The following is a 12,751-nucleotide window of genomic DNA, read 5'->3' as shown; positions in this document are numbered from 1 at the left end:
AGCACTGCCCTTCCCAATAACATATCCGTGACCGCTATCCCTCGCTCATCACACACAAACAGGGGTAGCGCACTCACGATGGGAGAATACGAGGCAAACCTACGCAGAATCAGCACTGCCCTCAACAATGATGCGCCCCATTCGGATAAAACCCTTAGCCTGCCAGGGTGCCTGGGGCATATCTCGTTTGAGCTGAACCAATAAAGAGCGCTCGAAAAGGGCTGCTGTTCTGGTCCGCCTATGCACTGCCCAGCGTCAGAACCCACCTTTTGGACGGCTTAGCTCAAATGCTCACGGAAGAACTCGCGAATGCGTTTATAGGCCGCTTCGCGGGCAGCGGGATTGGCTCCCACATGCACTCCTGCCTGACCATTAACACCGTTAGGTACATTCTTACGGACGTAGACTTCATTTTCGCTGTCAAAGGCATGATAGGCGCCTTCATACACAATCAGTTCAACAGGCTCGTTGCGCTGCTGGCTACGAGTCGTCAAATCTCTGCACGGCGCTACCGGCGTCCAGTCGTCTTTCTCGCCAGCCAAAATCAACAAAGGGCCATACGCAGAAAACTCGGGGCGCTTGCGCGACTGCCAGCCGCAGCCTGGGTATAGGGCCACCGCCGCTGCAAATTGCTGTCCCGAGCGCTTATACGCTTCGCTTGTCGCGTCCATTGCCGACAACGCACCGCTACCCCCGTGCGAAAACCCGATGGCACCGATCTTGTCAGTCACAATGTCAGGGCGCGAATTCAAGTACTGCAAGGCCCCATAGGCATCCCTGATCCGGTGTCTGTTCTTAATATCCCGGTCCGCAAGAGGTGTCGTGCATATTTGTGACACGCCACGTGGATTAAAGCTGTCCACAATCAACACCGCATAGCCCATCTCGTTGAGCAAGTGCGCCATATTGGTAAATCGCGAGGTAATGCGCCCAGTCTTGACGGATAATGCACCGGCGCAGCCATGAAACATGACAACAGCAGGGAAAGGCGCAGCGCCTGCGGGCTTGAACAGGTATCCGTCCAGCGTTAAAGCCTGATCGCCCTTCCACTTATCCAGACTAGGAAAACGAAGCTGCTCAGGCTGTACCGGTTCCCCCTGCGCTACTCCCAGCATGGCCCCGCCCAACACAAGAGCCAAAGCCGCTGAGACCAGGTTCCTGATCCGCGAACCAGACCTAAAGCTGAAGTCTCTTACTATATATCCCGCATCAATCCGATTATTTACCAGGTTCTGCCTACTCTTCTTCATCGCCACCACTACCAGAAAATCTCGTTCAAAACACAAGGCCAAGCGCTGCCGCCAGACAGTACGACAACAATGCGGCTCCAAGCCTAGTGCAACATAATTGGAACTGCGATTCAACCGAGGTTAACAACCCCTTAAGCCTATTGGCGCTCTCAGAACATGGCGCACGGTACTGCCTCGAACAGGCACAATCCATACCTTAGGTAACGAAATACCTAGCGCTAATCCTTGAATTTTGTGTCCAGACAAGCCCCGGCACTCACCTGATCAAACTGAGCCGTTCAACTTTGGGCTTACCCTCTCTTGCCTTTTGGCTTAGTTAAGGCGTCCAAGAAATAAGCTCAACACACCCACAGGCTAGATCACCTATTTATTCAGGCTCCGTTACTTTTCCGGGACCTTATCTTTCCGGTACGAATTTGGGGCCTGCTTAGGCAAGGCCCATATGGCCATTAACAATGAGGTGCCGCCTCCCAGTAACGCACTCGCCCAATCCTTCAGGCCTGGAAATACAAACATGTTCCACAGTAAGGCGGTCAATGCTCCTAGAAGCGCAATTAATAAAACGTTAAGCCATGTTCTGGTAGGTTTCACCACGCTATAGATCAAGGCCAGTAACAGCGCTGGGGCGCCATAAAAAGCAAGTACATTAAGAGCGGCCAACAAACCACCTGCCATACTGCCTACCAGCACCACCCAAGCCTGATCCCCGGACTGGGCCCCCGAGAGCGCCAGCCACACCCCAATAAACAGACCCGCCAGCATGGGACACAACAAGAAACCCAAAAATACCCGCAAGCGTGGGTACGGACTCATGCTTCGCCCCCCTGATTGGCTATACATCAAAAACTTATACGCAAAACGAACCTAAGCCCTTCTTCCAAGATGAATCAACTTATTCGCCTCTAGGGTACTTAGGCAAGACCCATAAGCCATCAAGGGCTGTCATGGCGCTATTGATTACCATGATTGCTCGCACCGTTATGCTCTTCGCTCACCCGCTCCAAGTGGACAGGGTGTTAAGAAAATGATCGATCTATCGTCTTAATATTTAATAAAACCCATTTACGTTGGCTTTCACCAATTCATGACCGGGTTAATTTCAACTATTTCACTGTTTTCTGTCGCTTACTTCAGACCGTTTAGGCAAAACCCAAAACGCCATCACCAATGACGAAATCGCGCCAAGTACAAATGCACTGGCAAACGGCGTGGTTAACCAATTTTCAGAAATTGCCTCCCAATAACCAAGCCCATCATTAGCAGGAGATATATACTGACCCCAGAAAAAAGCCAGAAACCCACCAAAAATAGAAATAAACAACAAACTCATCAACGATCGAAAAGGACGAAAAAACAACAAAACCATAGATATAATAAAAGCCGGTGGAATATTAATAACGATAGTAAAAAAAACTATTACCGGCAAAGAACCAGAAAAAAAACCCAAAACCCCAAGCCAACTTATTTTCGGATCTATTATTTGATAATAGGTTCCCACTAAAGTTGCAATAACACCCGCAATTCCAGGGCACAAAATAAACCCCAGACCAACTTTCCAGTATGGATAGCCCTTCATGGTGTGCAACCTTGCTGTTCAGAATAACCTAGAAGCCTACATCCGTATCTAACACGAGACTGATAATCCAAGACATCAATCCCACCAGGCTGCCCCTGCTTATCAGAAGTAACAAAATTATTTCCAGCACCTAATATAGAGTTTGTATTAGTCTGCCATTCGGACATCAACCCAAATAAAAATCTATCCTTAAGATAACCTTCATGGATAGGCCGCAAAGTTTGCTGCTCACTTATTAACTGATTAATATCCCACCGCACCGGGTCGCCTCCGTGGTTACCCAGGGCTTTGAAGTTGCTAAAGCCCGCATTCATCAAGGCGCTACCCGCTTCTGCCCGCCAATCATAAATAGTATCTGCGTTTATTCCAGCTAAAGCAGACCCGAACAGAAAAGTCTAAAAACAACCATCAACTTTCATCCAATTCTGTTCAATTTCATTCCGTATCTTTTATAGTCGGACCACATAATCATCTCAGCACGTTAATCAAGCATGAACACAAAAACTCAGTGCTTATCACCTATTGCAAATTGCCACTGATGCTCAAGCCCTTTTCCTTGCCGTGAAACTTGCAAAGAAAAATCCTCTGAGTAGAAACGCGTAGGTGGAGGCTATATGTACTAGCCTCCACCTTAGTTGAAGAGTTCATAACACAAGCTCAGCATGCCTAGGTTATGTCACTTACGTCCCCAGGCTGTGCTACGTGTCCGACATCGTGCCTTTCAGGTGCGAATTTGGGGACTGCTTAGGTAAGGCCCATAGGGCCATGAATAGTGACGTGCCCCCCCCCAACAACGCGCTCGCCCAATCCTTAAGACCGGGAAACACAAACATATTCCAAAACAACGCAGTCAGCGCCCCCAGAATGGTAATCAATAAGACACTAAGCCCTGTTTTTGTAGGTTTCACTACGCTATAGAGCAAGGCTAATAGCAGCGCTGGAACACCATAGAAAACAAGCGCATTGAGTGCGGCCAGCAAAGCACCTGCCATACTGCCTACCAGTACCACCCATGCCTCATCCCCGGGCTGTGACCCCGACAAGGCCAGCCACACCCCAATAAATGGGCCGGCCAGCACGGGACAAAGCAAGAAACTCAAAAATACACGCCAGCGTGGGTATGGACTCATGGTTTGCACCCCTGTTCCTGGCTATAACCTAGCAGCTTACATCCGTAATTTATCCGCGAGTTATAGTCCAGAATATCGATCCCGCCGGGTGCGGTTTGTCTATCTGGCAGTATTGCGCCCAGACCATCACTATTGGTCATCGTTTTAGATACCCATGTAAACACTACGCGGTCCTTCAAGTATTTTTGATGGATAGGCTGCAAGGTTTGTTGTTCACTTCGTAGTTGATTGATATCCCACTGCACTGGGTCAAGATCTTGGTTATACAAGTCCTTGAAATTTGAGAACCCGGCGCTCATTAGCGAATTACCAGCTTCTTGCCTCCAATCATAAATTGTGTCTGCATTTACCCCCGCGAGAAGCGAACCGAACAGGAATGAATATCCTGAACCCTTTCCGTCCGCACCCAGGCCTGTTAAGGCTGCACGCGATACATCTTCCGCACCCCCATACCACTTCGCCCCCGAACCGACATGTTGCTCATAGCGGTCCGATGCACCAAAGAAGTCCGCCCGGTTATCAATGGTGTTGTAGTACAGCGCAAAGCGTGATTCGGCCCCGAGGCTGTTGTAGACATAATCAAAGGTGTTTTTGGACGAACGGGTCACGTCTCCATTCAATAAGGCCCAGGCATCTTGCATGGCTATGTACTGCGTAGCCGTATTGACCGCAGTACGACATGCATCCCCCACCGGATTGGCCGCGCACAGCGCATTCATTTCTCGATCAAGCAACTGACTGAGACGTTCAGCCTCTTCCTTACTGACCCTCTTTTGCTCCTCGGACGAGCAGGTCTTGCCGCTCAGGCAGGCTTTCACTTTATCGACAGCCGATTGCGTCAGATAGTTGTTATCAAGGGCAGCAATAGCGCTGTTGGTGGCGGTAGCCGCCTCCAGGCCACCGGTCGCACTGATGCCGGCCACCAGCGTTGCAATCAGATTGCGCTTCGCTTCTTTTGCCTGCGCCGTCTCTCCCGGTTGATCCAAGAACAAATTGGTCAACAAGCTACTGCTTGCAGCGCCTAACGCACCGTCGGCACAACCTTGATTACTGGCCGCCGCTCCCGCACACGCCAGCACACCGTGCAAGGCGGCATGCAAGGCACTGCCTTCGGTCAGTGTGCCGTCTTTAACTAAGCCGCCGATATACCCTGCCCCTTGCTGTTGCAGGTAATTGACCACCAGATTCTGGGCAAACTGGGATGAAGCACCAGTCACGTTGCCGCCCGCAGCTGCCGCCAAGGCCGTTAACACCTGACGACCCGTACCACCCGGGGCCCAGATTGCCGTGGCTTTTAGCTGTTGCTCAAGCGCTGCCAAACGTGCAGGATCACGCTCACCTTCCGGTTTGCTTCGTTCACGATCCAATGCCTTCTTAGCGGCAGTGGCTTCGTTGGCCCGATTATTCAGGAATACGCCGGTCTCGCGTTGCAACGCTCCGACAATCTCAAAGCCCGCCTGGATTTCTCGCTCGTTGAAAATCGGCTTGAGGGCATTGCTGCCGTCCTGGCCCGTCAATACGTCACGGTTCAAACTGGCCAGACGCTCATCCAGTGTTTCCCCGGTGAGAAGCTGTTGTTTAGCTTGATCCGTAATCGTGATTTGGGCGCCACTAATGCCGCTATACGTGGTGCTGCTGCTCTTGCCGCTGGCCGCCATGACCATTGGCGGGCTGGCGCTAAAGCCGCCCGTGTTGGGCAAGGTGGTGCCAGGCACCTGCTCGCCCGTGGCAGCTTGGCCTTGCTGGTCCGTACCTACACCCGATGAGGTATCACTGCCGCCTGAACTATACCCAACCCCCAGACTCATACTGCTGGCTTTGTAATGGGCGTAATTGTCTATATCGCTTGCGGTCAGCGTACCCGTCGTCAAGGTGTTAAGCCCGTCCTTGACGGCTTGCTCTGAAGCGGTGATGACGGCCCCTTTCAGGTCCGTATTCCCTTTGACCGTGATTTGGAAGCCCGCATCCCCAGCCTCAATACGAGACTGCTCGTGAACGCTGGCGTAATCACTATTGATCTTCTGCTTGCCAACGTTGGCACTGGCCGAAAAACCGACTCCTACCATCACGCTGCCACCAACATTACTGTCCTTGCTGGTAAAGCGGCTCGTATCTTGCAGGCTCTCTATATTGAGATCGCCCCCCACATCCGCCACCACTTGCTGACCACGGGCTACCGCGCCGCGCAGATTCGTATCACCGCCGGACTCCAGCACCAGACGGTCTCCCGCGGTGACATAGCTATGACTCCAGGTCAGGTCTTTACCCTCGCCTTTGCCCTTGCCACGACTGGCGTTAGCCGTCACACCAAAGCCAATCCCATTGGACCCCAAGGAAACGGCCACCCCCACGCCAGCACTGGAACTACTGCTGCTGCGGTCAGTCTGGACCGTGTTTTCTGCCGCCAGCAAGTTGATGTCGCCATCAGCCTTCAGATGAACATCGCCCCCTGCGCTGACCGTACTGCCACGCGCCGTCAGGTCGGAATCCTGGCCCGCACCCGTCGCACTAATACGGACATTTCCACCTGCTGCCACCGTAGAGTCGGCGGCTGTGTCGTAGGAGGTCTTGGACTTACTGTCGCTTTTACTGGAACCGACCGTAATCGAGAGGTTGATCCCCCCGGCCGTTGTAGGGTCAGCGCTGACCGCATCGTAGGCATTGACGGCCGCCAGCCCCGTCGTGGCGGCCGCTAAGGCTTTCATTCGGGTATCAGAGGTATCGCTGGAGGCCCGCTTCATCTGCTGACCTGTCTGAATAGCGGAAATGACCGGCGAGGTCAAAGCCACTGTCAGGCCCGACTGGCGAAACTTACTTTCCTGAATGTTTATGCCGGTTTCACGAGCCTCAAGAATATCCACCCGCTTAGCATGAATGTCGATATCGCCTTTGGGTGCCAGAACATGGCTACCTGTCTGCTGATAGCGATTACCCGCTGCCAACATGACATCCCCATCCGTCGAGCCGATTGTCGAGGCCGCTGCCCGTGTGCTGGCATCCTGTTGGTCAGCACTTTGCATCTGCTTGCCAATCGTGAAACTCAAACCGCCGCCAGTCATGAAACCGGATTTGTCGACCCGCTTGAAATGGCTTTCCTGCTTGGTATCTGTTGCGGCCTGAATGGTCAGATCATTGCGGGCCGCAATAACGGTACCCGCATCAGACACCAGATTGCTGCCAGTGACCGTGACATTTTCCCCTTGCACAGCCACGGTCTTACCACTGAAGGTACTGGATACGGCCGTTGTTTCCTCCAGACTGTCGCGGGTGGTCATTTTCTTGGAACTGAGCAGACCACGACTTTTGATTTGCCGGCCTTCACTCCAGTTACGACTATCTTGTCCGGCCAAAATCTGGGCCTCGCCTTGCGCAACAGCGACCACAGCGCCTTGCTCACTGGTCACGGTCGCGGCAAGCGCTGTCAAGTCTCGACCTGCTTGTACCCGTACGTCCCCCGCGGTCGTGATACTGGTGCCTACCTCCCGCTCATAACCTTGCTTCAGGTAGTTGTTGGCATCAAGAACATTATTCTCTTGTTCTGCAATGGCGACGGTCCCCAGACTGACATCACGACCGGCCACCAGCGCAGTCTGGCCGTCCTTGCCGCTATTGATCACTTGTGCTGCATTCAGTGTGAGGTCACGACCGGCTGCCGCCAACAGAATGCCATCAGAATTGGTCACGTAAAGGCTCGCCACCCGGTCTAGGTTGGTCCGGCTAAAGTCACTTTTCCCTGCCTGCTTGACATCACTGTGGGTCGTGCTGACCACGTTAAGGTCGCGTCCGGCATCAAGCAGCAAGGCGCTCTTGGCCTGGATCGTGCCACCCACATTGTCAATATCCTCACGGGCACTAAGGACCACTGCGTCACTGGCAATACGCCCTCCCAGATTACGCAGGTTCTGTCCCGTGATCCGGACGGCTGTACGCCCGGCAATCATTCCGGAATTAAGCACATCATCCTTGATAGCAAGATCGATCGCGTTGGCCGCCACTAAGGTGCCGCTCCCATCAAGATCATCCGGTCTGACGCGAACATAGACTTGCGGCACTAAAGCACGGGCCTTGCTGCCATCCGGTAAGGTGACATCACGCTCGACCAGCCAAACCATATCGCTGGTCAGTTGAGCCATTTGCTCTGTACTGAGCGCGACTCCAGGGCGCAAATTCCATTTCTTGGCATAGGAGCTGCCCGCCTCCAGCAAAGCACGATACTGCTCCTCATCATTGACGTAGCCTTCCAAAAAACGGCGTCCCGTTAATTGATTGATCTGGTCACGAACCAGCTTTTGCTCATAAAACCCATCGCCCAGACGCTTGAGCATCGTGACAGGATCATAGCCAAGCCGGGTCAACATATAATCCGAGCTGAGCCATTGGCGATAGTCGGTAAATCGCGGGTCGGCCTCAACCAGATAAGTACCAGCATCGGGGCTGGTGCGGAACAAACTGTTAGTGGGGATCTCGGTATCGACCTGAACCATCCGGATGTGCTCGAGCGTATCACCATTGAAGCCAGGGGCCTGAGCCTGAACTTCACTTATTGGCTTGCGCTCCACGGCGCCATTGCGCTCCAGTTGCCCCCCCACCTGAGCCGTCTGTCGATCATCAATGGCAAAGCCACTGCCTTGTCCCGCCGCATTCTCGATAAGCTTAGATACATCCAGGCTGAATGTAGTGACGCTATCAGCCGGGTTATAGGCAATTTTCGAATGCCATTTGCGCTGGTGATAACGCTTGAAACCACCCCGCCACCGGCTGTAGGTGTATTGGCTGGTTCCAGCCTGGCGAATGACATGCTGCCCAAAGACCGCTTCATTCTTTAGCTTATCCAAATCACCCTGAAGAACGCCACCAGCAATGATCTGACTCTTGTCGTTCAGCAGCTCATTGCCATGTAAAGTGAGATTACCACCGGCGCGAATCAGGGATGGAGCACTTTCGGTCACCTGGGTTTCATATTCGCTGCGGGTAATCTCATACTGAGTCCAGTTGCGCACCTCGGCACCCGTTTCCCGGTGACGATAGCGTCCAGCGCGGCTCCAGCCTTCCCACCGATACTCACTGATATCATGCTTGTTCGGATCCCCCGAGGGCTGAATATAAGTATGCTGTGTCGGTTCACCTACCCGGACCAATTCGGTATTGAAATGCAGATTGCGATTGAGCAAACGGTTGGCATCGATGCTTATGCCACCCAAAGATTCGATGACGGCGCTGTCATTCAGAACCAGGTCCGCGCGACCGGTCGCCTGCCCCTGCCCATCCAGTGCACCACCGACATTAAGAGCATCAGCACCTGGGCCAGCACTGAATATCAGCGCTTGCTCCCGATTATTAATAAGCTTGGCACCGATGTCCAAGCGCTCTCGTGCGGCGATGACAGCAGCACGATCACCCTCTTCCCGGTTATTAACAGTATCGGCCTGAATGCTTAGATGATCCCCATATAGGCGACCCGTACCCGCATTATCCAGCGTGCCCACATCAATATGAGTTCGAGCGCCATCGATAAGGCCACGATTACTTAACGTTCCCTTGGCAACAACGGTGGTGCGCCCCCCGCTGATCTCCCCCGTAACCGTGTTATTGACGTGTTCGCCACGCAGTTCAAGCGTACCCGCCTGAATCACGCCCTGATTGTTCAACTGTGCAGCCGAGTGAATCACTGCTTGGCCGTTAGCCCGAATATCATTCAGGTTAGTGAAATTCTGCTGAACAGACAGGCTCAGATCGCCTTTTGAATGCAGGCTGCCATCACCTCCTACCGTGTCTGCGGCAAGCGCTAAGGATTGGCCGGCAAGCATCGTACCTGACTGGTTAAGCACCCGATGGGCAGCCAGTTCAATACGGCCATCCGAATACAACTGGCCTGCCGTGTTATCCACCACACTGGCCGTACCGCTTCCACGAATCACCAGGGAGTCATCCGCAGCCAACGCACCCTTGGTGTTATCAACATGACCCGCCGTCAACGTGACCTGTTTGCCTTGTATGCCCCGAGAGGGGCTGGCATCTGTGCCTTGAGTATGCTGATTAAGAATCTGCTCCGCTTGAAGGTGTAGCGCCTTACCTGCCGCTATCAGCCCAGCCCTATTGTTCGCCACGCCCGACAGCTCCAGATTGGCATCACCTTGGCTGTAGATCACCCCTTCACGGTTATCCACATTCGCACTGGTCAGCGTCAGGGCCTGGCCGCTCACGATCCCGCCCGCACTGCCCGAGCCTGTGTTGATCAGTTCCTGCCCATGGGTATCCAGACGCAACGCTTTGTTCGATTGCAGCAAGCCGCCGGCATTATTCAATGCTCCACTGTCCAGATTCAACGTGCCATCCGTGCTAGCAATGGTGCCGCCGGCATTGTCCAGCGAGGCCCCTTGGGTATGAACATCAACACGAGAGCCCAGCACGATGCCCCCCGCATTGCCCAACCCAGCATTCATCAGGCGGGTAGCCGCAGCACCTTGTACTATGCCGTTGGCGTTCTCGGTACGGCCCTGTGTCCGTACCTCCATGCCACCGTCCGTGGACACAAGCAGACCGCCTTCACGGTTATCGACGGTTCCGGCGTCAATAAACACATCGGCCACACCCAATACCTTGCCACCTTGATTATTGAGCGACTCTTGAACATCCATGCTCAATGTCTGTGCGGACGATACCGTACCGCCCTGGTTGTGAAGCGCGCCCGCTTGCACTTGCACGTGACCATTGCCGATGATCATTCCGTCACGGTTATCGATTGAGTCCTGCGCCTTCAGTACCAGGGCATCCCCGCCCGTGGCCAGCAAAGTGCCTCTGGCGGTATTGAGCGTGCCAGTCTCAACGCTGATTGTCTGTGCCTGCGTCGTGGCCTGTTGCAAGTCTGTCGTTGTACCGCGAAGATTCAAGGTGCCATTACTGGCAATATGGCCTTGCTGCCCCTGCAAGTTGGCGGCATACAGGTCAAGGTGCCCACTGCCTGCGTGCAAAACCTCACCTTCCTTGTTTTCCAAGACACCGGCTCGAATGTTCAGATCAGCATTACTGGCCAGTTTTCCCCCGTCACGGTTATCAAGTGTGCCCACCACCTGCACACGAGTCGATTGATCGCCTGTAGCGACAAGCTGGCCGCCACGATTGGACAGTTCCTGTGCGCTCAGATCAAGCGAACCGGCCGATTGCAACAGGCCCTTGTCATTACGGAACTGCCCGACGGCAATTTGGGCCTGATCGGCAAGCTTGATTTCCCCCTGACGGTTACTCAAGTCGCCGCCGCTAACCTCAAGCCGCCCTAGGCCCAGGTGTCCCCCATCATTATTCAGCCCCGCTTTGGCAAGCATATTGATATTGCCACCAGCCACAATACGGCCACCCGTATTGTCCAAGCTAGTCGCAATATCAAGCTGTCCCGGCTCCAGCGGCGCAACGCTACCAACGCCCGTGCCTTCCTGGCCAGTGCCCGGCGCCGGATTAGCGCCCGTACCGCCCGTTTCCCCATCCACACCGGTCCCCGAAGGAGGGGGCTCTCCTGACGATGAGTCCTGAGCAATCAAACCAATACGACCGCCCTCCCGGTTGCTGATTTGAGCGGCTGACAATGACAAACTCTGGGTTCCAGCCTGCTCAATGGTGCCTGCCTGATTATCCAAAGACTGGGCTTTAATCGCCACCCGCCGCGCGTTCAGCGTCCCCTGGCGGTTATCAATATCCTTGACACTGTCTATGGACAGCTCACGGCCCGCACTAATGACGCCGGTGTTTGCCAGGCCATCATTTGCCTGTATCTGCGTATCTGCCTTGGCCTGTATCGTGCCACTATTTTCCAAACGACCATCGGCAGTCACCACCACCTGCCCCACATGAGCACCAATCGCACCAGCGTTACGCACCCCGACCCCACGCTCGGTCCCCACGAGAACAATTTTCTGGCTGTACATGCCCCCCAAGGCGCCGACATCCAAGGCAAATGCAGGCGCCCCGCTATCGGTATCGACGGCTTGCACCTTGCTGTGGTCGGCACTGACTTCATTGGCACCCGTAGTGACCTGTAATTGCTGTGCCCAGATGCCTGCATTGACTTGCACCGAGCGGGCGATTAAATCCGTATAGTCAGCGGCACTGGCATCCAAACCTTGACCCAAAACCGAAATGCTGCCGCCTTGCACACGGTAGCCCTCCAGCGCCCCACCATTGATAATCGGTTTGCCGGTGGTCAGCGTGCTACGGTCAGCATTGATAAAACCACAACCATCACACGAGATACCCGCAGGGTTGGCAATGATCAGTTGCGCACGATCACCCGCCACTTCCACATAGCCCCGCAACAGGCTGGGATCGTTGGAGTTGACCTCATTTAAGATAACGCGCGCCGTCCCTTGCGCCAGCCAGGGGTTGCCTTGCACCCAGCCTCCCAATTGGGACTGCACACTTGTACGGGAATTGTTAAGAATCGCACCTTGCGTATCGACATCAAACTGCTGATAAGTATTGCGCGAGACACCCGCAGCGCTAGGCGTTTGGATGTTAACCAACGGCACCCCATTGGCTGCTTCCAGCACCGTTGGCTGCTGATTGCCCGGAGCATTCGGATCGGCTACAAGCTGAGCATGGGCTACCGGCACCATAAAAACCTGACCAAGTGCCATCGCCAAGGCAAAGTAGACAGGATTGACAACGGCCAGGAAGCGACTATGCGCGGTGGTGCTCGTACCAGCACGCCCACCGGGTCCATTGCGGCGCACAATTTCCGCTACAACCTGGAATAAGCCCAACGTACGGTTAAAAACAATACGATATAAATTCTTGTTCATATC

The 12,751-nt window shown here is 54.0% G+C and carries 5 protein-coding genes; all 5 read right to left on the bottom strand.

What is annotated here, in order from left to right:
* Positions 1-278: 278 nt before the first annotated feature.
* Positions 279-1,115: a dienelactone hydrolase family protein gene (locus tag ACFPDR_RS15745; RefSeq protein WP_226349696.1), complete on the bottom strand. Its 837-nt coding sequence runs from the start codon at positions 1,113-1,115 to the stop codon at positions 279-281.
* 516 nt (positions 1,116-1,631) lie between these two features.
* A complete protein-coding gene (locus tag ACFPDR_RS15740) occupies positions 1,632-2,063 on the bottom strand; it encodes a hypothetical protein (RefSeq protein ID WP_376911432.1) in 432 nt (143 codons plus the stop codon).
* Positions 2,064-2,358: 295 nt separating this feature from the next.
* Positions 2,359-2,826: a hypothetical protein gene (locus ACFPDR_RS15735; RefSeq protein ID WP_376911430.1), complete on the bottom strand. Its 468-nt coding sequence runs from the start codon at positions 2,824-2,826 to the stop codon at positions 2,359-2,361.
* 698 nt (positions 2,827-3,524) lie between these two features.
* Entirely contained in the window at positions 3,525-3,956 is a 432-nt protein-coding gene (locus tag ACFPDR_RS15730) for a hypothetical protein (protein WP_060185969.1), read from the bottom strand.
* Positions 3,953-12,748 carry a hemagglutinin repeat-containing protein gene (locus tag ACFPDR_RS15725; protein ID WP_239055491.1) on the bottom strand — a complete coding sequence of 2,932 codons (8,796 nt, stop codon included), beginning with the start codon at positions 12,746-12,748 and terminating at the stop codon, positions 3,953-3,955. The genes ACFPDR_RS15730 and ACFPDR_RS15725 overlap by 4 nt, the downstream gene beginning before the upstream one ends.
* Between the last annotated feature and the right edge of the window lie 3 nt (positions 12,749-12,751).

Source organism: Alcaligenes sp. GCM10023179 (assembly GCF_042653705.1).
In the GTDB taxonomy this organism is placed as follows: domain Bacteria; phylum Pseudomonadota; class Gammaproteobacteria; order Burkholderiales; family Burkholderiaceae_B; genus Alcaligenes; species Alcaligenes phenolicus.
This window is presented reverse-complemented; position numbering and strand designations above follow the sequence as displayed.

Bases quoted from the DNA above. Each gene is read 5' to 3' on its own strand.
- ACFPDR_RS15745 (WP_226349696.1), bottom strand. From the start codon at position 1,115: ATGCTGGGAGTAGCGCAGGGGGAACCGGTACAGCCTGAGCAGCTTCGT.
- ACFPDR_RS15740 (WP_376911432.1), bottom strand. From the start codon at position 2,063: ATGAGTCCGTACCCACGCTTGCGGGTATTTTTGGGTTTCTTGTTGTGT.
- ACFPDR_RS15735 (WP_376911430.1), bottom strand. From the start codon at position 2,826: ATGAAGGGCTATCCATACTGGAAAGTTGGTCTGGGGTTTATTTTGTGC.
- ACFPDR_RS15730 (WP_060185969.1), bottom strand. From the start codon at position 3,956: ATGAGTCCATACCCACGCTGGCGTGTATTTTTGAGTTTCTTGCTTTGT.
- ACFPDR_RS15725 (WP_239055491.1), bottom strand. From the start codon at position 12,748: ATGAACAAGAATTTATATCGTATTGTTTTTAACCGTACGTTGGGCTTA.